Below are 18972 nucleotides of genomic sequence, written 5' to 3'. Positions count from 1 at the left end.
GTCAGTCCTCGAGGGCGCGGATGCCCCAGACGACGGAGACGGTCTCGTCGGGGGCGAGGGTGAAGAGGTCCTCGCCGGAGCGGAGGGCGTCGGGGGGAGCGGTCATGGGCTCGACGGCGAGCGACCTGCGGGCGGTCGCCGGGACGTCGTCGGCGGTGTAGAGGAGCAGCCAGGGGTGGTGGCCGTCGACCCAGAGGGTGACGCCGTCGCCGCTGGCCGGGTCGCGGAGCACCGCGGTGGTGTTGCCCTCGGGGTCGCGCTCCAGATCGGTGAAGCAGTGGTTGAGCGCCAGGTCGCGGAGAGGGCGGGCGACGCGGAAGTCGTACGGCGTGCCCTCCACCGCCTCGCGGCCCACCGGCAGCAGCCGCTCGTCGTCGACGAGCAGGCGGGTGGCGGCGGGAAGGGTGAGCTCCCAGCGGTCGACCGGGCCGTCGCCGACGCGGAGGTACGGGTGCGCGCCCGAGGCGTACGGCGCCGGGCGGCCGGAGTCGTTCGTCGCGGTCTGGGTGACGGTGAGGCCGTCGGCGGAGAGGTCGTAGGCGACGTGCAGGTCGAGCGTCCACGGGTAGCCGGTCTGCGCCATCAGCCGGTAGGTCAGCGACACCGAGTGCCCGGTGTGCTCCTCGACGCTCCAGGCGACCCAGCGGGCCAGCCCGTGCGAGGAGTTGTGCCGCGACGGCTCGGTCAGCGGGAGCTGGAGGTCGCGACCCTCGAAGGCGTACTGCCCGTCGCGGACCCGGTTCGGCCACGGCACCAACAGCTGCCCCCGGCCTCCGGAGGACATCTCGTCCTCGCCGAAGCCGTCGACGAGGTCGCGACCGCGGAAGGAGAGCGCGCGCAGCGCAGCCCCGCTCTCGGTCACGACGGCGCGGTAGCCGCCGCCCTCGATCTCGAACTGTTCGCCGCTCGGAGGTAGCACCGGCTCACCCTAGGCGCAGGGGCGGACGACGCCCGGTCCCGTCCACGAGCAGGTCGGCGCGCTCGCGGGTGCGGTCGGCGGCGAAGTGCGCGGCCTCCGCGACCGTCCAGCGCCGCCAGTGCGGCTCGGCCTCGGCACCGTCGCGCGCCAGCCCGCGCTCGAGCCGCAGGTCGGCCGGCGTCTCGACCCAGACGAGCACCCCCGCCAGCGAGGAGTACGCCGCCAGGCCGGCGCCGACGCCCTCGAGCACGAGCAGCGGGGCGGGCGCCACGGCGACCGTCTCGGCGTACGCCCCCGCGTGCCAGTCGTAGCGCCGGTAGGACCCGGCCTGCCCGCGGGCGAGCGGCAGCAGCAGGCGGTCGAGCTGCTCACCGACGCGGGGGAGCCCGTCCCACCCGTCGTACAGGTCGTCCATGTGCAGCACGGGCGCGGCGGCCAGCGCTCCGATGCGCCCGGCGAGCGTGGTCTTGCCCGAGCCCGCCGGTCCGTCGACGCAGAGCAACCGTCCGACGCCGAGCGTGGGCGGGCGGGACCGGACGAGGTCGAGCGCGACCGCGGCCGGGTCAGGAGACGAGGCCGTGCCCACGGTAGGTGGGGACCTCCTCGACGAACCGCTCGCCGCGGAGCAGGTGCACGCGGTCGGTGTGCTCGAAGAGCTCGCCGGACTTCGCGTGCCGGAACCACACCAGGTCGCCGATCGCGAGGTGGCCGGCGGCGGGGCCGGTGAGCGGCGTCTGCACCTCGCCCGCGCCCTCGAGCCCGGTGAGCCGGAGCCCGGCGGGCGCCCACGGCGTGGGGAGCCGGTCGGGGCCGGCCGCGCCGGAGGCGACGAACCCCCCGCCGTGGACGGTCGCGACGTCCGCGGAGGGCCGCCGGACCACCGGCACGCCGAAGAACGCGGCCGGCCGGGGGTCGAACGAGCGGTAGTGGTCGAACAGCGTCGGCACCAGCAGCCCCGAACCGGCTGCGACCTCGGTGACGACCGGGTCGGCGACGGTCGTCTCGATCGACCCCGTCCCGCCGCCGTTCCACAGCTCGAGGTCGACCAGCGGGCGCAGGGCGTCCGCGACCGCCTGCCGCCGCTTCGACAGCTGGGTCACCGAGGCGGACTTGAGGCCGCGCACGACCGCGGAGCGGGCGCGCTGCGTGGGCATTGCGTCCGGCACGCCGGCGACCTGGCCCTCGTAGGTCATCACGCCGACGAGCCGGAAGCCCGGCCGCTCGAGCACCTCGCGCGCCAGCCGCACCACCCGGTCCGCCTCGTGCAGCGGGCTGCGCTTGGGCCCGACGTGCTGGCCACGGACCCGGAGGCCGGCGTCGACCTCCAGCGCGACCCGCACCGGCACGGCCGAGGACGAGCGGACGGAGTCGACGACGTCGAGATGGGCGACGTCGTCGACCATGATCGTGACGTGCGCGGCCGCCGCCGGCGAGGCGACGAGCCGCGCGAGCGCGGAGCGGTCGACCGTCGGGTAGGCCACCAGCACGTCGTCGGTGACGCCCTGCTCCTCCAGCCAGAGCGCCTCGCGCAGCGTGTAGCCGAGGACGCCGGCGAACCCGGGGGTGGCCAGCGCGCGCCGCAGCAGCGCGGGGACGCGGATCGACTTCGACGCCACCCGCACGGGCTTGCCCGCGGCGCGGCGCACCAGGTCCGCGGCGTTGGCGTCGAAGGCGTCGAGGTCGACCACCGCGACCGGGGTGGGCAGGTCGCCCGGAGCGGCTGCGGCGGCGGCCGACAGCCGGGCCCAGAGCCGGTTGCGGGCGACGTCGTCGAGGTGGGTCACCCCCGGGACTCTAGGAGACGCGGAGCGGCCGGGTCAGGACTTGGTGAGGACTCGGGTCAGGAGATGCCGCGCTTGCGCAGCAGCGCCTCGATGTCGGCGAGCTCGTCGTCCCCGCCGGCGGCGCTGCCGATCGCCGGCTCGCCCTTCCCCTTGCCACGGCGTACCGCCTTGTCGTCGGCGGCGGCCGCTCCGCCGCCGACCGCACGGGCCCGCTCGCGGTCGCGCACGAGGCCCGAGACCACCAGCAGCACGACGCCGAGGCCCGCCAGGACGATCCCGACCCACACCGACGGGCTGAGCACCAGCCCGGTGACCCAGTCGCCGACCGCGGTGCCGATGCGGGTGAACATCCGCAGCGTGTCCGTGAGGTACGCCGCCGCCGGCAGCAGGGTGAGCCCCGCCCCGCGCAGGCCGGACGCCACGCCGCGCTTGCGGAACGCGTGCCACGTCCACACCGCCCCCAGCACGGTGAGGGTGAGTGCGAGGGCGGCCCACGTCGCGTCGTCCACGGGTCCAGCCTGCCATGCCGCCGGGGACTTCTGGGACGATCGGCGGGTGGAGAACGAGCGCGGGCACGACGACCGGCCGCAGCGTCCCGACCAGAAGCGGCTGCTCGGGCCGGGATTCCCCGACGACACCGGCGAGGCGCCGCCCGCCCTCGTCGCGGCGGCGACGGCGTACGCCTCGGACCGGCGCCGGTACGGCGACGTGCTGGCCGCCCTGACCGGGTGCCGGCTCCTCGTGCCGGTGGTCGCGGTGCTCGGCGAGGTCGAGGTGGACGAGCACGGCCTGGCGCACGACAAGAGCTCCGACATGGCGGCGGTCCTGCTGACCGGCGCCGACGGGCGGCTGGCGCTGCTGTCGTTCTCCGGCACCGCGGCGATGGCCCTGTGGGACCCGGCCGCCCGGCCGGTGCCGGTCCCGGCGCGGGTGGCCGCGCAGTCCGCGGTGCAGGAGGGCGCGGCCGCCCTGCTGGTCGACGTCGCCGGCCCCGTGCGCGTCGTGGTCGAGGGCGAGGACCTGCACGCGCTGGCGGCCGGCTGGACCCTGGCGCGCGTGGGGGAGCGCCAGGTGTGGGTCCGGCCCGGGGAGATGGCCGGGGAGATGGGTGGGGATTCGCCCGGCCCGGAATGATCGGCTAGTCTCCTGTGTTGACCGATCAGTGACCTGGGTCAGGCATGTCCTGGACCGGGGAGCAGATCCACAAGCGGGGACCAGCACCATCCGTCTCCCACCCGCATCGACCGCGAGGTCGTCGGGTCCGGTCCTGCAAGGCTCCGGCCGTGGCATGCACGTTCGTCGTGCGTGTCGTGGCGACAGGTAGTGATCAGGCCTCCGCTTGCGTCAGCGGAGGCCTTTCGTCGTTCCGGGACCGAACCGGGACAGGCGCTGGGACTCCGGCCACGTAGCCACCAGGAGGACACATCAGCACCGAGCTTCGTATCAACGACCGGATCCGGGTTTCCGAGGTCCGCCTCGTTGGACCCAACGGCGAGACCGTCGGCATCGTCCCGACGGCGGACGCCCTTCGCCTCGCGCAGGAGGCCGACCTCGACCTGGTCGAGGTGGCTCCCATGGCGCGCCCGCCGGTCTGCAAGCTCATGGACTACGGCAAGTTCAAGTACGAGAACGCCCAGAAGGCCCGTGAGGCCCGTCGGAACCAGACGAACGTGATCATCAAGGAGATGAAGCTTCGTCCGAAGATCGACGCGCACGACTACGAGACCAAGAAGGGTCACGTCGTGCGGTTCCTCAAGGCCGGGGACAAGGTCAAGATCACGATCATGTTCCGCGGTCGTGAGCAGCACCGCCCCGAGCTGGGCTTCCGCCTGCTGCAGCGCCTGGCCGAGGACGTCACCGACCTCGGGTTCGTCGAGTCCTCGCCCAAGCAGGACGGCCGCAACATGGTCATGGTCCTCGGCCCGCACAAGAAGAAGGCCGACGCCAAGGTCGACGTGCAGGCGGCCAAGGACGCCCGCACCGCCGAGCGCGCAGCGGCCGAGGCCGAGGAGCAGGCCGAGCGCGATGCCGCCCACGCCGCAGGCCCGGTGGCGCAGAAGAAGGAGCGCGGCCGCTCCGAGAACCTCGACCCCGAGATCGACGCCTGACGTCACGCGACGGGGCCCCGCCCCGCTCGCCCGACAGACTTCCGCCGCAGCACCACCGTGCCGTCGGCAGGACGACGAGAGAGAGACAGAGATGCCGAAGAACAAGACGCACTCCGGTGCCAGCAAGCGCTTCAAGGTGACCGGCTCCGGCAAGATCCTTCGCGAGAAGGCCGGCAAGCGCCACAACCTCGAGAAGAAGCCCTCGAAGGTCACCCGCCGGATGACCGGCACGGTCGAGCTGGCCAAGGCTGACGTCAAGCGCGCGAAGAAGATGCTGGGTCTCTGACCTCACGCCCGGGGGCTCCGCCCCCGTGTACCCCCGCTGGGGCTCCGCCCCAGACCCCGTACCTGTGGTTGCGGTCGTCGCGCCGGCACCCAGCAGATCAGTAGCAAGGAGCAACACAGATGGCACGCGTCAAGCGGGCAGTCAACGCCCAGAAGAAGCGCCGTACGACCCTCGAGCGCGCCAGCGGCTACCGCGGCCAGCGTTCGCGCCTGTACCGCAAGGCCAAGGAGCAGGTCACCCACTCGCTGGTCTACAGCTACAACGACCGGCGCAAGAACAAGGGCAACTTCCGCAAGCTGTGGATCCAGCGGATCAACGCTGCGGCCCGCGCCCAGGGGATGACCTACAACCGCTTCATCCAGGGCCTCAACCTCGCCGGTGTCGAGGTCGACCGCAAGATCCTGGCCGAGCTGGCCGTCAACGACATCGCCGCGTTCAACGCGCTCGTCGAGGTCGCCAAGGCCGCTCTCCCGGCGGACGTCAACGCCCCCAAGGCGGAGGCCTCGGCCTGACGACCACCCCGCCCCTCGCCGCGAGCAACGCTCGCGTCAAGGACGCACGCAGGCTCAGCCGCCGCTCGGTACGCACCGAGCGGCGGCTGTTCCTCGCTGACGGCCCCAAGGCCGTCGAGGGCGCCCTCGGCTCACCGGGCACCGCCGTCGAGGTCTTCGCGACGGTCGCCGCCACCGAGACGTACGCCGCGCTGGCGGCCGCCGCCGATGGCGCCGGGGTCCGCTGGACCCTGGTCGAGGACAAGGCGCTCGCCTCGCTGAGCGACAGCGTCACCCCGGCCGGTGTCGTCGCGGTCTGCCGGCACCTCGACCGGCCGCTGGCGGACCTCCTCGCATCCGACCGACCGCGCCGGCTCGTCGCGATCTGCGCCGACGTCCGCGACCCCGGCAACGCCGGCACCGTGGTGCGCTGCGCCGACGCCGCGGGCGCGGACCTCGTGGTGCTGGCCGGCAGCTCGGTCGACGCCCACAACCCCAAGACCGTGCGCGCGAGCGTCGGCAGCGTCTTCCACCTGCCGCTGGCCGTCGAGGCGGACGCGGCCTCGGCCGTCCGCGCCGCCCAGGCCGCCGGGCTCGTCGTCCTCGCGGCCGACGGCGCCGGCGAGGTCGACCTGCACGCCCCCGAGGCCGAGCCGCTGCTCGCCCGGCCGACCGCGTGGCTGTTCGGCAACGAGGCCTGGGGCCTCCCGGCCGAGCTCGCGGAGCTCGCTGACCACCGCGTCCGCATCCCCATCCACGGCCGCGCCGAGAGCCTCAACCTCTCCACCGCCGCCGCCCTCTGCCTCTACGCCTCGGCCCGGGCCCAGCGCTCGCCCGCCGGCTGAGCGAGGCGCCGGGCGGTATGCCGGCGCGGGTCGGGGGACACCAGCAGGGCATGCGCACGATGGTGGCCGCCACGGACTCCTGGACCGACCCCGACGGGTTCCGGACGCCGGCCGGCGAGGTGCACGCCTGGCTGCCGGGGACGAACCAGACCCTCTGCGGCGTGCCGGTGAGGAAGGCCGGGCTGGGGCGGTTCTCCCACGTCGAGTGGGCCGACGTGCAGCCGGCGACGGGCCGGGACGCCGACCGGATCACGAACGTGTGCCACCGGTGCCTCGCCGTCACCGGTCACCGCCGTGACGAGAAGCGCTGGACCCGGACCAACCCACGACCCTGACGACCCGACCTAGGGTGGCGCTCATGGACGCCCAGGACCTCGCCGACTCGTTGCCCGATGGGGTCGTCGTCGCCGACGCCGACCAGCAGGTGGTGCTGGCCTCCGCCGTGGCCGGGCGGATGCTCGGCGTCGCCCCCGCGGACGCGGTCGGTCGCCCGCTCTCCGACGTGCTCGCGCTGCGCGACCAGGACGGCCGGGCGTGGGCGGCCTGCAACACGCCGTACGCCGGCATCGCCACGCGCACCGCGGTCCCCGAGCAGTCCTGGCTGCTCCCCGATGGCACCGAGGTGCTCGTCGCCGCACGGATGCACCGCGCCGCGCCGACCGAGCCGGTGCACCGCGTGGCGGTCACCCTCCGGTCCGGGCGCGGCCGCGCGCGGCTCGACCGCGAGCGCTCCGACCTCGTCGCGACCGTCGCCCACGAGCTCCGCTCACCGCTGACCGGCGTCAAGGGCTTCGTCCAGGCGCTGCTCAACCGCTGGGACAAGCTCAACGACGAGCAGAAGAAGCTGATGCTCACCACCGTCAGCGCCGACTCCGACCGGTTGAGCCGGCTCATCGCCGAGCTCCTCGACGTCGCGCGGATCGACACCGGCCGCCTCCAGCTCTATCCGCGCCCCTCCGACGTCACGGTGCTCGTGACCCGGATCGTGGAGTCGGTGCGGGCCGGCACCGCCCGTCCGATCGACCTCGACCTCGGCCTCGACGGCGGAGCGGGCCTGCCGTCGGTCCACGTCGACCCCGACAAGTTCACCCAGGTCGTCACCAACCTGGTCGAGAACGGCGTGCGGCACGGCGACGGTGCCGTCCGCGTCCACCTCGAGACGGTCCCCGAGGGGCACGAGTCCGACCCGCCCGGCGTGCGGATCACCGTCGACGACGAGGGCACCGGCATCCCCGAGGAGATGCGCCGCCGGGTCTTCACGAAGTTCTGGAAGGGCGGCGCCCGCGGCGGCTCCGGCCTCGGCCTCTACATCGTCCACGGCCTCGTCCGCGCCCACGGCGGCACGGTCACCATCGCCGACGCCCCCGGCGGCGGCGCCCGGCTCGTCACCACCTGGCCCACCGACGACCGACGCCAGGACTGACGCCGAAGTGGCGCCCCCGCAGGTCGAGGTGGCGGCGGACGCTCCTACCCGGCGTACGCGCCGATCGTCCACGCGGCGACGTGCTCCTCGCCGGGAGCGAGCACGACGAGGTCCTCGCCGGAGTTGAACGCGTCGGGCGGGCACGTCATCGGCTCGACCGCGAGGCCCCGGCGGTGGTTGTCCGGCTCGAGCGGCAGGTCCCCGGTGTGGACCTGCAGCCAGGGCAGCACCGCTGGGTCCCAGGTGCACACCACGCCGACGCCGGTTTCGTCGTGCAGGACGACTCGCGCGCGGCCGTCGTGGTCGGCCGAGACACCGGTGAAGGCGTGGTCGAGCTCGGTGCCGGCGATGAGGCGGGCCGTGCGGAAGTCGCGGTCGGTCCCGGCGACGGGGGAGCGGTCCAGCGGCAGCAGCCGGTCCGGCGTCACCTCCAGCACCTCGGCGACGGGCAGCCGCAACGTCCAGCCGTCGACCGGGCCGGCCCCGGCGACGAGGTAGGGGTGCGGTGCGACGCCGTACGGCGCGTTCGCGGCGCCCACGTTGCGGGTGGTGACCGTGGTCGTCAGGCCGTCGTCGGCGAGCGCGTGGCGCACCCGCATGTCGAGGTCAAACGGGTAGCCCTGCTGCGGGACGAGCCGGTGGGCGAGCGTGATCGAGGATCGGCCGCGCTCGACCACCTCGAAGCGGACCCAGCAGATCAGCCCGTGCAGGGCGTTCCCGCGCTCGGGCTCGGTCAGGGCGAGCTGGTGCTCCTCGCCGCCGGAGCGGTAGCGCCCGTCGGCGACCCGGTTGGGCCAGGGGAGGAGCACCGACCCGCGGAAGCGCGGACGGACCTCGTCGGCGGCGTACGGCCGCACCAGGTCGCGGCGACCGTGGCGCACCTGGCGCAGCCCGCCGCCCACCTCGGTCGCGACAGCGGTGTACTCGCCGTGCTCGAGCAGGTGCTCGGCCCCACCGCGGCTCACGAGACGCTCGCCGCGTCGCGTGCGGTGCCCGCCCGGACCCCGGCGACCGGAGCCACGACGAGCTCGACGCCGAGCTCACGCACCGTCGCGCGGCCGTCCTCGTGCAGCCCGTCGTCGGTGACGACGACGTCGGCTCGGTCCAGCGGCGCGATCGTGCTGATGCCGATCATCCCCCACTTGGTGTGGTCGGCGAGGACCACCAGGCGCTGCCCGGCGGCGACCAGCGCCTGGTCGGTGTCGGCCTCGAGGAGGTTGGGGGTGGTGAAGCCGGCCCGCGGGTGGATGCCGTGCACCCCGAGGAAGACCAGGTCGAGGTGGAGCAGCCGCAGGGAGGAGACCGCGACCGGACCGACCAGCGCGTCGGACGGCGTGCGGACGCCGCCGGTGAGCACGACGTTGGGGGCGCCGCCAGGAGCCTTGTGCAGCACGTCGGCGACCCGCATGGAGTTCGTGACGACGGTCAGCCCCGGGATCGAGCGCAGGTGGTGCGCCAACGTCCAGGTCGTGGTGCCCGCGGACAGGCCGACGGCGGAGCCGGGGCGCACCATCGCGGCCGCGGCAGCGGCGATCGCCTCCTTCTCGGCCGTCTCCTGGGCCCACTTCGCCTCGAAGCCCGGCTCGTCGGTGCTCGGCCGGGTGCCGCCGGCGACCGTCGCTCCGCCGTGGACCTTCTCCAGCGAGCCCTTGGCGGCGAGGTTGTCGAGGTCGCGCCGGATGGTCATCTCCGAGACCTCGAGGAGGCGCGCGAGCTGGCTGACCCGGACGGCCCCGAGGTGCTCGACCTCCTGCAGGATGCGCGCTTGACGCTCGGCGGCGAGCATGGGGCCCCTCTCGAGCCGTCCCGTTGGTCCTGCGGACGGCGTGTTGGCGTTGGATGCAGACGCGATGTTCGAATGTGGTGTGCGTTCGCACGTGTACGGACCAGCCGTGTTCCGGTGTGTCCCAGCCCACTTTCCTGGCGGGACCGTACGCCATCACGCCGGATCCCGTCGAGTGGCACGGCGCTTCTGGTGTGCGTTCGGGTGAACTTCGCGCACACCGTTGCGCTTTCGTGTGCGGTCATGTTTGCTTGTCCGAGGCTGTGACGGCGATCTCACGCGATTCCGCGCAGCTGCATCGACCACTTCGAGGAGCAGAGATGACGAGCAAGAAGTCCACCGCCGCGTGGAGGTCCCTCGCGGCGGTCGCCGCAGCCGGCCTGGCGCTGTCGGGGTGCACCAACTCCGGCGACGACACCGCCTCCGACGCGGGCAGCGGCAACGACGAGCAGGTCGTCAAGGAGACCGAGAGCTCCGGTCCTGGTTGCACCCTGGAGAAGTACGGCGCCGAGAAGCTCGACCTGGAGAACGCCGTCGTCGGCTTCTCCCAGTCCGAGCCGGACACCGCCGCCTTCCGGGCGGCGGAGACCGAGTCGATCAAGGCCGCCGCGCAGGAGGTGGGCGTCAAGAAGCTCATCACGACCAACGCCAACGCCGAGCTGCCCAAGCAGATCGCCGACATCCAGGACATGCTCAACCAGGGCGCCCAGTTCCTGATCGTCGCGCCGGTCAACTCCGACGGCCTCGACCCGGCGCTCGACGCGGCGAAGAGGAAGGGTGTCCCGGTCCTCACCATCGACCGCAAGGTCACCAACGAGCCCTGCTCGGACTACGTCGCGTTCCTCGGCTCGGACTTCTACGACCAGGGCAAGCGCGCCGCCGACGAGCTCGCCACCGCCACCGACGGCGAGGCCAAGGTCGCGATCCTCCTCGGCTCCTCGGGCAACAACGTCACCGACGAGCGCAACGCCGGCTTCAAGGACCGGGTCGAGGAGGAGTACCCCGACCTGGAGATCATCGCCGAGCAGACCGCGAACTTCGCCCGCGACGAGGGCCAGTCGGTCACCGAGCAGCTGCTGCAGTCCAACCCCGACATCACCGCGATCTACGCGCACAACGACGAGATGGCGCTCGGCGCCGTCACCGCCGTCCGCGCCGCGGGCATGGACCCGGGCCAGGACATCAAGATCGTCTCCATCGACGGCACGCGCAACGCGGTCCAGGCGATCGTCGACGGCGACATCAACGCCGTCATCGAGTCCAACCCGCGCTTCGGCCCGCTGGCGTTCCAGACCGCTGAGGACTTCTTCGCCGGTGAGGAGATCCCCGAGGACGTCATCATCGAGGACGACTCCTACACCAGCGAGAACGCCGAGCAGGACCTCGGCAAGGCGTTCTGAGCGACCCGTGACCCAGCATTCCAGCGCGGCCGCCGCGGCCGCCGTGGGCGCCGTGGGCGCCGTGGGCGTCGGTGACCCCGTCCTCCAGACGGTCGGGGTCACCAAGTCCTTCGGCGGCGTCCACGCCCTCAAGGGCGTCGACTTCGAGCTCCGGGCCGGCGAGATCCACACGCTCGTCGGCGAGAACGGCGCGGGCAAGTCGACCCTCATCAAGGTCCTCACCGGCGTCTACACCCCCGACGGCGGCGAGGTCCGGTACGCCGGCGAGACGGTGCACTTCCGCCGCCCCGCCGACGCCCAGCACGTCGGCATCTCGACGATCTACCAGGAGGTCAACCTCGTCCCGCTGCTGAGCGTGGCGCGCAACATCTTCCTGGGCCGCGAGCCGCGGCGGTTCGGGCTCATCGACGTCCGGGCCATGAACAAGCGGGCCCGCGAGCTGATGGCCGAGCTGGGGATCGACATCGACGTGACCGCCGAGCTCGGGCGCCTCGGGCTGGGATCGCAGCAGATGGTGGCCCTGGCCCGCGCGATGTCGGTCGACAGCCGCGTGGTCATCATGGACGAGCCGACCTCGTCGCTGGAGACCGCAGAGGTCGAGACGCTCTTCCGCGTCGCCCGCGGCCTGCGCGACCGCGGCGTCGGCCTGGTCTTCGTCTCCCACCGGCTCGACGAGCTGTGGGAGCTGTGCGACCGGGTCACCATCCTCCGCGACGGGGAGTGGGTCCACACCGAGCCCATGTCCGAGATGACCCGCCTGGACCTCGTCTCGAAGATGCTCGGGCGCGACGTCGAGGAGGTGCGCGCCGAGGGCGCCACCGAGTTCGGGTCGTCCCACCGCCAGGCCGGTGAGCCGGCCCTGGTCGTCTCCGGGCTCGAGGTGGCCAACCGGTTGCACGGCGTCGACCTGACCGTGCGTCCCGGCGAGGTGGTCGGCCTCGCCGGACTGCTCGGCTCCGGCCGCAGCGAGACGGTCAAGGCGGTGTACGGCGCGCTCAAGGCGCGCTCGGGCGAAATCACCGTCGCCGGGCGCAAGGTGCGGACCGGGTCGGTGCGCGGCGCGCTCGCCTCGGGCGTCGCGCTGCTCTCCGAGGACCGCAAGGCGGAGGGGATCGTCCCGGACCTCTCGGTCCGCGACAACATCGCGCTGGCCGTCCTCCCGCGGATGTCGCGGGCGGGGGTCGTCTCCGAGGCGCGCATCGACGCGCTGGTCGACACCTTCATGAAGCGACTGCGGATCAAGGCCTCGAGCCCCGACCAGAAGGTCCGCGAGCTCTCCGGCGGCAACCAGCAGAAGGTCCTCATCGCCCGGTGGCTGGCCACCGAGCCGACGGTCTTCCTCCTCGACGAGCCGACCCGCGGCATCGACGTGGGCGCCAAGGCCGAGGTCCAGGGACTCATCGACGAGCTGGCCGACCAGGGCCTCGCGGTCGTGCTCATCTCCAGCGAGATGGACGAGCTCGTCGAAGGGGCCGACCGCATCGTCGTGCTGCACGACGGCCACGTCCAGGCGGAGCTCGACAGCACCGACCTCAGCAGCAGCGAGCTGCTGGCGGCCCTCGCGGGCGACCGCGAGCGCGACTCCCGGCCAGCGAGCCAGGCACCGAACCAGGCACCCACCCAGACAGAGGGGCAGCACGCGTGAGTGACGGCACCGCGACGGCCACCGTGGCCGAGCGCTCCGAGCGGTCCGGGACGAGGTTCGACATCGACTGGGTGCGCCGCAACGGCGTGTTCGTCGCCCTCGGTCTCCTCCTGCTCGCCAACGTCTTCCTGACCGACAACTTCGTCAGCACCGGCACGCTGCGGCTGCAGCTGGTCCAGGTGGCCCCGGTCGTCATCGTGGCGCTCGGCATGGCCCTCGTCATCGGGACCGAGGGCATCGACCTCTCCGTCGGCGCGGTCATGGCCCTGGCCGCCGCGCTCATCCCGTTGTACGTCGGCTACGGCTCGGTCGGCGCCATCGTCATCGGCCTCGTGGCCGGAGCCGTCGTGGGGCTGATCGCCGGCGTGCTGGTCGGGGTGGTGGGCGTCCAACCGATCGTCGCGACGCTGGGCCTCATGGTGGCGATCCGCGGCGTGGCCAACCTGTTCGGCGGCGAGATCAAGAGCATCCGCGAGCCCGGACTGGTCTCCCTCGGCACCGGCGACGTGGTGGGCGTGCCCTACGTGGTGGTCATCGCCGCGGTCGTCTCCTTGGCGGTGTGGCTCGTCGTGCGGCGCTCGACCTACGGTCGCCAGCTCGTGGCGGTCGGCGGCAACAAGTTGGCCGCCCGCCTCGCGGGGCTGCCGGTGCGGCGCGTGCTCGTGACGACGTACGTCGTGTCCGGGCTGCTCGCTGCGATGGCCGGCATCCTGCTGGCGGCGCGGTCGCAGGCCAGCGACCCGACCAAGCTCGGCCAGCTGATGGAGCTCTCCGCCATCACCGCCGTGGTCATCGGCGGCACCCCGCTCTCCGGCGGGCAGGTGCGGATCCTCGGCACGATCGCGGGTGCGCTGCTGATGCAGCTGATCACCGCGACGCTCATCTTCCACGACATCCCCGACTCGACCGCGCAGATCGTCCAGGCGGTCATCGTCATCGTCGCGGTCTACGTCCAGCTCGGGCGAGGAAAGGCACGGCGCTCATGAGCACCACCATGGTCGACCCCGCGACCGCCAACGCGCCCGAGACGGCGCTGGCGAACCGCGCGCGCTTCGCCTCGCTCGTCCAGCGCCAGGGGGCCCTGGCGATCTTCGTGGTCGTCGTCGCTGTCGCGAGCGTCAGCTTCGACACCTTCGCGAGCCAGGGCAACATCACCGGCATCGCGGTCCAGGCGTCCTTCCTCGCCATGCTCGCGCTGGGCATGACCTTCGTGATCATGACCGGCGGCATCGACCTCTCGGTCGGCAGCGTCTTCGCGCTCGGCGGGGTGCTCGCCGCGTGGGGCGCCCAGCACGGCACGCTCGTCGCGTTCGTCCTGCCGCTCGCGGTCTGCGGCGCGATCGGGCTGGTCCAGGGCCTGATCATCGCCCGCGGCGGGCTGCCGCCGTTCATCGTCACCCTGGCCGGGCTGCTGTTCGCCCGCGGCCTCCTGCTGCTGCTCAGCGACGAGGGCGCGACGACGTACAAGGTGCCCCGGGGCTCCTCGTTCCGCGAGCTCGCGCAGGGTGAGCTGCTCGGCATCCCCTATCCGGTGGTCCTGGTCGTGGTGTTCTTCGCGATCGGCGGGCTGGTGCTGCACCGCACGTCCTACGGCGCCTCGGTGCTCGCGATCGGCGGCCAGGAGGACGCCGCGGACCTCATGGGCCTGCCCGTGGTGCGCACCAAGGTGCTGACGTACGTCGCCTCCGCGCTGCTCGCCGGCTTCGGTGGTGTGATGATCGCCAGCTACACCTCCTCGGGCGTCACCATCCTCGGCGTCGGCACCGAGCTCGAGGCGATCGCCGCGGTCGTCTTGGGCGGCACCCTGCTCACGGGTGGGGCCGGCACCGTGCTCGGCACGTTGGTCGGCGTCCTGCTGCTGCAGGTCATCAAGAACGTCATCAACCAGGTCGGCTCGCTCGACTCCGACTGGCAGTCGGTCGTCAGCGGCACGATCTTGCTGCTGGTCGTCACGCTCCAGCGGGCCCTGACCCGCGGGGACCGGGCCTAGCGCAGCCGACCGCTGGTGGAACACGACCGGCGCCCGGAGGTTCACCACTATCGGTGACGCCGGGCGCCGGTGCCGTTCCCTACCGTCGCGCCATGGGCATCGGTCGGCGGGCATGCGTGGCGTTCCTCGTGCTCGGGACGGCCGTGGTCGGTCCTGGTCCGGCGGTCGCGGCCGAGGGGCGGGCGGTGCCGGCGGTCAGGAACGGCGACCTCGTCTTCGTCAGCAACGGCGCGACGGTGGCCACCCAGGCCCCGCGCGCCGCGGCGTACGACCGGCTCACCGACGGCGGGGTGCCGCAGTACTCCCCCGACGGTCGCTGGATCGCCTTCGCCCGGGACGGCGTCCGGGTCCGCTCGGTCGCGGACGGCACGGAGCGGCTGATCAGCGAGCTGGACCCGCCGGGGATGCCGGCCGGGCTGGCCTGGTCACCGGACGGGCGCCGGATCGCGGTGGCGGCGGGGGCCGACCTCGTCGAGGTCGACGTCGCGACCGGTGCGACCCGTCTCGTCCACACCTCCACCGACGGGCCGGTGCAGGAGCCGGCCTGGTCGCCGGACGGCAGCCGCATCGCCTACAGCACCGGGTCGGTGATCCGGCTGGTGCGCCCGGACGGCACGGGCCTGCGGAAGCTGACGACGGGCGGCACCATCAACAGCGACCCGGACTGGTCCCCGGACTCCCGCCGCGTCGCCTTCATCACCAACCGGTACGCCGCGCCCGACGCGCACCCGCGCGCCGCCACGGAGCTGGTCGTCCTGCCGCGGAGCGGTCAGGGGAGCCCCGTGCGGGTCAGCCACCTCGCCCGCCCGCAGGGCATCTTCTTCATCGACGTCGCCTGGTCCCCGGACGGCCGCAAGATCGCGGCGCTGCAGTTCAACGCCGACCAGCTGCCCACGCCGGAGGACACCGACGAGCGGTTCAAGGTGCGCGCCTACCTGCCCGACGGGTCGCACAGCTACTCGCTCACCGGACCGATCGTCGGTGACGACGGGCCCGAGGGCCTGGACTGGGCGCCCCTGGTCCGATGAGCCGGACCTCCCGCCGGGCCGTCCTGGGGTGCCTGGCGGTGCTCGTGCTCGCGACGGTGCTCCAAGCCGTCGCACTCCTGATCGGCGCGGGCCCGTCCACGGCGACCTCCGCGGCTACCGCGGTCGACGGCCACCCGCAGCGGATCGGGTTCGTCCGGCCGGCGCCGCCGCTGCCGGACCGGCCCGGACCGCTGGCCGGCACGTTCTACGACAACGACTTCGGCAACCGTCGCAACCTCGGCCTCGGGCCGCAGGGACAGGTGTGGGCGCTGCCGCCCGGCGGCGAACCGTCCCTCTCGCCCGACGGACGGCTGCTGCTCACGGCCACCGCCGGCGAGCCGAGCGGGCGGTGGCAGCTCCACGACCTGGTGACGGGTGCGCGGAAAGTCTTCCTCCGCATCGCGGTCTCGTCCGACCGGCAGGAGCTGCGCGGCGCGCCGTACCGCCTCGGCTCGCGGGGCGTGCGGTGGTCGTCCGACGGCCGTGCGGTCCTGGCGCTCCTCGGCGTGCGACCGCGCTTCGGTCAGGACGTCCCGGCCGTCATCGACCTCGGCACGGGCCGGGTCCGCCTCGTCGCCGACGGCGCGGCGGCGGGCTTCGACCGCGCGGGACGTGCGGTGACGGTCCAGGCCGGGGGGACGGCCGCGTCGGACCAGGACTGGACGGCGACCTCGACCGACGTGCACACCGGCGCGGTCGAGCGTCTCGTCCTCCGGCCGCACGGGCCGTGGCGCGGCCTCGCCGAGCCGCAACCCGGCGCCAGCGTCTCGCCCGACGGCAGGACCCTGCTGCTGGTCGAGGCGGGCCTCGGGAGCACACCGGACGTCACGGTGCGGCGCTTCTCGCTCGACGGCGGTCGTGAGCTGGACGCCCGGGAGGTCGCCGACTGGGACCACTGCGACCCCACCTGGTCCGGCGCCGATCCGGTCGTGCCCACCAGGACCGACACGGCGCACAGCGTCCTGCTCGGCGCGGACGGCCCGCGGTCGCTGGTCGCGGTGCACCACCGGATGCAGTCGTTCTGCCTCGTCCTGGCCGCCGACGCCGTGGCGGCCGGTCCGCACACGTCGTTCCTCGGGACGCGCGACGCGCTGTGGACCTGGTACTGGCGCGAGCTGCTGCTCGGCCTCACCGTCGCCGCGACTGCCGCGGTCATCGTCGCGCTGCGGCTCCTGCGCCGCCGCCAGGCGGACATCTCGGGGTAGTCCTGCACACGCCCGAACGAGCGGAGGCTCAGGCCTCGCCCATCACCAGGCCCTCGATCGTGTGCTTCTGGGTGATCGGGGTGAGCTCGTCGACGATCGGGCAGGCCAGGTGGTCGCGCACCCGCTGGGGCAGGTTCTCCCAGTAGGTGCGGGTCACCGCGAGGTCGTGGTGCTCGTCGTTGCCCGCCCCGGGGGCGTCGACGCCGAGCACCAGCACGGGCCGGGACTTGGTCGACTCGTTCTTGGTGCCGCGGTGGACCGTGAGCGCGGAGCGGGCGGAGATGTCACCCATCTGCGGGTACTTCCGCACGGCGCGCTCCTCGAAGCGGCCGTACTCCTTCTTCAGCGGGAACATCCCGTGGTTGAACTCCTCGCCCTTGTCCCAGTGCGTGCCGGGCGCGATCTCGAAGGGACCCATGTCCTCCTCGGTGTCGACGCAGGTCACGTTGAACGCGAGCGAGGTGAGCCGCCCTTCCTCGGTGGTCTCCTTCGGGGCCGGGAAGTCGCGGTGCCAGGGCTGGTTCTTCGCGCCCTCGAAGGGGATGTCGAAGCCGACCTCGACGATCTTGTAGTCGGGGCCGAGGATCGCCTCGCACGTGGCGCGGACCCAGGGGTGGTCGACGAGGTCGACGAAGCCGCGCAGCGCCTCGGGGTGGATCTCCACGTAGTAGCGGTTGGGGCCGCGACCGACCGAGCCGCCCTCGCGGGACTGGGCCTCCTCGAAGGCCGCCTCGACGTCCTCGCGCAGCTGCTCGACCCACTCGCGGGAGAAGGCGCCCTTGCAGCCGATGATCCCGTCCTCGTGGATGGTGCGGCGGATGGCCTCGGTGTCGATCGGTACGTCGAGTGCTGCGGCGGTCATGGGTCCTCCCGGGATGGCTGTGGTCGGTCGTCGTGCTGCTGCGATGTGATCTCCGGTACCCAGTTTGCAACGTTGCAATGCGACGTTGCAATACCCTGCGGCGAAGAACTTCGCGGACCACCCCGAAGGAGGGGCGCATGAACCGGGCCAACCTGCGTGACGTCGCCGAGCGGGCGGGCGTCAGCGTGCGCACGGTCTCGAACGTCGTGAACGCGCCCGAGGTCGTGGCGCCTGCAACCCGCGAGCGCGTGCAGCGCGTGATCGAGGAGGTCGGCTACCGGCCCAACATCGCGGCCCGCCAGCTCCGGCGGGGGCGCGGCGACGTCATCGGCCTCGTCGTGCCGGAGATCGACTCGCCGTACTTCGCCGAGCTCGCCGCCCACGTGGTGCGCGCCGCCGAGGAGCTCGGCTGGACCGTGCTCGTCGAGCAGACCGACGGTGACCCGGCCCGCGAGCGCGACCTGCTCGACGGCGCTCGCGGCCACGGGGTGGACGGCGTCGTCTTCAGCCCCTGGGCGCTGACGCCCGCGGAGGTCTCGCGGCGCGCCGGCGCGCCCCCGGTGGTGATGCTGGGGGAGCAGGCCGGCTTCGGGCACGTCGACCGGGTCGCCATCGACAACCAGGCTGCGGCGCGCGAGGCGACCGCCCACCTCGTCGCCACCGGCCGCCGCAGGATCGCGGCCGTCGGCCTCCAGCCCCACCTGAGCAACGAGACCGCCCGGCACCGGTTGGCCGGCTACCGCGAGGCGCTCGCCGCCGGTGGACTGTCGCCCGATGCCGCCCTCGAGGTGCCGGTCGACCGTCTCCACCACGCCGACGGCGCCCGTGCGACGGAGTCGCTGTTGTCCCTGCCGGAGCCGCCTGACGCGATCTTCTGCTTCACCGACCAGCTCGCGCTGGGCGCGCTCCGGGCCTGTGCCGACCGCGGCCTCCGGGTCCCCGACGACGTCGCGCTCGTCGGGTTCGACGACATCGAGGCGGGGCGCTACTCGGTCCCGGCGCTCACGACCGTCGCGCCCGACAAGCAGCGGCTCGCGGAGCTGGCCCTGACGACGCTGGGGGAGCGGATGGCCGACCGGTCGCTGCCGGGCCGCGACCTCGTGGTCCCGCATCGCCTGGTCGTGCGCGAGAGCGCCCCCGTCTGACCGCTCTCGGCCGGGGAGGAACCGGTTCGCGGGCGGCGTACGCCGCTTCCTAGACTGA

21 protein-coding genes are annotated in these 18972 nt (G+C 73.3%); 14 read left to right on the top strand and 7 right to left on the bottom strand.

Annotation, left to right across the window (positions count from 1 at the left end; genetic code table 11):
- Position 1: 1 nt before the first annotated feature.
- Genes H7344_RS05810 through H7344_RS20480 form a run of 4 tightly spaced genes read right to left on the bottom strand, consistent with a single transcriptional unit; the run spans position 2 to position 3212 of the window.
- Complete coding sequence (locus H7344_RS05810) at positions 2-919, bottom strand: aldose 1-epimerase family protein (protein WP_186345094.1); 918 nt, start codon at positions 917-919, stop codon at positions 2-4.
- Between the two features lie 4 nt (positions 920-923).
- Positions 924-1505 (bottom strand): uridine kinase family protein, encoded by a 582-nt coding sequence (locus tag H7344_RS05805; protein WP_186345093.1) that lies wholly within the window; start codon positions 1503-1505, stop codon positions 924-926.
- On the bottom strand, positions 1483-2703 hold the full coding sequence (locus H7344_RS05800; protein WP_229707084.1) for an amino acid deaminase/aldolase: 1221 nt from the start codon (positions 2701-2703) through the stop codon (positions 1483-1485). Before H7344_RS05800 ends, H7344_RS05805 begins: the two co-directional genes overlap by 23 nt.
- Positions 2704-2759: 56 nt before the next feature.
- Positions 2760-3212, bottom strand: a complete 453-nt coding sequence (locus tag H7344_RS20480; RefSeq protein WP_186345092.1) for a cellulose synthase — start codon at positions 3210-3212, stop codon at positions 2760-2762.
- A 46-nt stretch (positions 3213-3258) separates the two neighbouring features.
- Here H7344_RS20480 and H7344_RS05790 point away from each other — a divergent pair, with 46 nt between their 5' ends.
- The 7 genes from H7344_RS05790 to H7344_RS05760 all read left to right on the top strand — a co-directional run bounded on the left by H7344_RS05790 (position 3259) and on the right by H7344_RS05760 (position 7856).
- On the top strand, positions 3259-3837 hold the full coding sequence (locus H7344_RS05790; protein ID WP_186345091.1) for an SseB family protein: 579 nt from the start codon (positions 3259-3261) through the stop codon (positions 3835-3837).
- A 290-nt stretch (positions 3838-4127) separates the two neighbouring features.
- The gene (gene infC, locus H7344_RS05785; protein WP_186345441.1) at positions 4128-4811 is read left to right on the top strand and encodes a translation initiation factor IF-3; all 684 of its coding nucleotides are present in this window, start codon (positions 4128-4130) and stop codon (positions 4809-4811) included.
- 91 nt (positions 4812-4902) lie between these two features.
- Positions 4903-5097 carry a 50S ribosomal protein L35 gene (gene rpmI, locus H7344_RS05780; protein ID WP_166195813.1) on the top strand — a complete coding sequence of 65 codons (195 nt, stop codon included), beginning with the start codon at positions 4903-4905 and terminating at the stop codon, positions 5095-5097.
- 119 nt (positions 5098-5216) lie between these two features.
- Positions 5217-5609: a 50S ribosomal protein L20 gene (rplT, locus tag H7344_RS05775; protein WP_166195815.1), complete on the top strand. Its 393-nt coding sequence runs from the start codon at positions 5217-5219 to the stop codon at positions 5607-5609.
- A complete protein-coding gene (locus H7344_RS05770; RefSeq protein ID WP_186345440.1) occupies positions 5606-6433 on the top strand; it encodes a TrmH family RNA methyltransferase in 828 nt (275 codons plus the stop codon). The genes rplT and H7344_RS05770 overlap by 4 nt, the downstream gene beginning before the upstream one ends.
- Positions 6434-6483: 50 nt before the next feature.
- On the top strand, positions 6484-6768 hold the full coding sequence (locus tag H7344_RS05765; protein ID WP_186345090.1) for a hypothetical protein: 285 nt from the start codon (positions 6484-6486) through the stop codon (positions 6766-6768).
- Between the two features lie 23 nt (positions 6769-6791).
- Positions 6792-7856 carry a sensor histidine kinase gene (locus H7344_RS05760; RefSeq protein ID WP_186345089.1) on the top strand — a complete coding sequence of 355 codons (1065 nt, stop codon included), beginning with the start codon at positions 6792-6794 and terminating at the stop codon, positions 7854-7856.
- Between the two features lie 44 nt (positions 7857-7900).
- On the opposite strand, the gene H7344_RS05755 is transcribed toward H7344_RS05760, so the two are convergent.
- On the bottom strand, positions 7901-8821 hold the full coding sequence (locus H7344_RS05755) for an aldose 1-epimerase family protein (protein ID WP_186345088.1): 921 nt from the start codon (positions 8819-8821) through the stop codon (positions 7901-7903).
- Positions 8818-9642: a DeoR/GlpR family DNA-binding transcription regulator gene (locus tag H7344_RS05750; RefSeq protein ID WP_186345087.1), complete on the bottom strand. Its 825-nt coding sequence runs from the start codon at positions 9640-9642 to the stop codon at positions 8818-8820. The genes H7344_RS05755 and H7344_RS05750 overlap by 4 nt, the downstream gene beginning before the upstream one ends.
- A gap of 317 nt (positions 9643-9959) precedes the next feature.
- Between H7344_RS05750 and H7344_RS05745 the strand changes: the two genes are divergently transcribed.
- The 6 genes from H7344_RS05745 (at position 9960) to H7344_RS05720 (ending at position 16907) form a co-directional block, all read left to right on the top strand.
- Positions 9960-11039, top strand: coding sequence for an ABC transporter substrate-binding protein (locus H7344_RS05745; protein ID WP_186345086.1), 1080 nt, complete (start codon positions 9960-9962; stop codon positions 11037-11039).
- Positions 11040-11046: 7 nt separating this feature from the next.
- Complete coding sequence (locus H7344_RS05740) at positions 11047-12684, top strand: sugar ABC transporter ATP-binding protein (RefSeq protein WP_229707085.1); 1638 nt, start codon at positions 11047-11049, stop codon at positions 12682-12684.
- The gene (locus H7344_RS05735) at positions 12681-13670 is read left to right on the top strand and encodes an ABC transporter permease (protein WP_222130324.1); all 990 of its coding nucleotides are present in this window, start codon (positions 12681-12683) and stop codon (positions 13668-13670) included. The genes H7344_RS05740 and H7344_RS05735 overlap by 4 nt, the downstream gene beginning before the upstream one ends.
- Positions 13667-14674: an ABC transporter permease gene (locus H7344_RS05730; protein WP_222130323.1), complete on the top strand. Its 1008-nt coding sequence runs from the start codon at positions 13667-13669 to the stop codon at positions 14672-14674. The genes H7344_RS05735 and H7344_RS05730 overlap by 4 nt, the downstream gene beginning before the upstream one ends.
- 92 nt (positions 14675-14766) lie before the next feature.
- Positions 14767-15702 (top strand): TolB family protein, encoded by a 936-nt coding sequence (locus H7344_RS05725; protein WP_186345085.1) that lies wholly within the window; start codon positions 14767-14769, stop codon positions 15700-15702.
- Entirely contained in the window at positions 15699-16907 is a 1209-nt protein-coding gene (locus H7344_RS05720; protein ID WP_186345084.1) for a hypothetical protein, read from the top strand. Before H7344_RS05725 ends, H7344_RS05720 begins: the two co-directional genes overlap by 4 nt.
- Positions 16908-16935: 28 nt before the next feature.
- Here H7344_RS05720 and H7344_RS05715 read toward each other — a convergent pair whose 3' ends face one another.
- The gene (locus tag H7344_RS05715) at positions 16936-17769 is read right to left on the bottom strand and encodes a phytanoyl-CoA dioxygenase family protein (RefSeq protein WP_186345083.1); all 834 of its coding nucleotides are present in this window, start codon (positions 17767-17769) and stop codon (positions 16936-16938) included.
- 137 nt (positions 17770-17906) lie between these two features.
- On the opposite strand from H7344_RS05715, the gene H7344_RS05710 reads away from it, so the two are divergent.
- Positions 17907-18914, top strand: coding sequence for a LacI family DNA-binding transcriptional regulator (locus H7344_RS05710; protein ID WP_186345082.1), 1008 nt, complete (start codon positions 17907-17909; stop codon positions 18912-18914).
- Positions 18915-18972 lie beyond the last annotated feature (58 nt).

Source organism: Nocardioides deserti (genome assembly GCF_014266025.1).
Lineage (GTDB): Bacteria > Actinomycetota > Actinomycetes > Propionibacteriales > Nocardioidaceae > Nocardioides > Nocardioides deserti.
Note: the sequence above shows the minus strand (reverse complement) of the source record. Positions and strands in the feature narration are given on the sequence as shown.

Excerpts from the sequence above, each read along its gene's own strand:
- H7344_RS05765 (WP_186345090.1), top strand. The coding sequence starts at position 6,484 with ATGCGCACGATGGTGGCCGCCACGGACTCCTGGACCGACCCCGACGGG.
- rplT (WP_166195815.1), top strand. The coding sequence starts at position 5,217 with ATGGCACGCGTCAAGCGGGCAGTCAACGCCCAGAAGAAGCGCCGTACG.
- H7344_RS05745 (WP_186345086.1), top strand. The coding sequence starts at position 9,960 with ATGACGAGCAAGAAGTCCACCGCCGCGTGGAGGTCCCTCGCGGCGGTC.
- H7344_RS05725 (WP_186345085.1), top strand. The coding sequence starts at position 14,767 with ATGGGCATCGGTCGGCGGGCATGCGTGGCGTTCCTCGTGCTCGGGACG.
- H7344_RS05715 (WP_186345083.1), bottom strand. The coding sequence starts at position 17,769 with ATGACCGCCGCAGCACTCGACGTACCGATCGACACCGAGGCCATCCGC.
- H7344_RS05710 (WP_186345082.1), top strand. The coding sequence starts at position 17,907 with ATGAACCGGGCCAACCTGCGTGACGTCGCCGAGCGGGCGGGCGTCAGC.
- H7344_RS05730 (WP_222130323.1), top strand. The coding sequence starts at position 13,667 with ATGAGCACCACCATGGTCGACCCCGCGACCGCCAACGCGCCCGAGACG.
- H7344_RS05760 (WP_186345089.1), top strand. The coding sequence starts at position 6,792 with ATGGACGCCCAGGACCTCGCCGACTCGTTGCCCGATGGGGTCGTCGTC.
- H7344_RS05720 (WP_186345084.1), top strand. The coding sequence starts at position 15,699 with ATGAGCCGGACCTCCCGCCGGGCCGTCCTGGGGTGCCTGGCGGTGCTC.
- rpmI (WP_166195813.1), top strand. The coding sequence starts at position 4,903 with ATGCCGAAGAACAAGACGCACTCCGGTGCCAGCAAGCGCTTCAAGGTG.
- H7344_RS05750 (WP_186345087.1), bottom strand. The coding sequence starts at position 9,642 with ATGCTCGCCGCCGAGCGTCAAGCGCGCATCCTGCAGGAGGTCGAGCAC.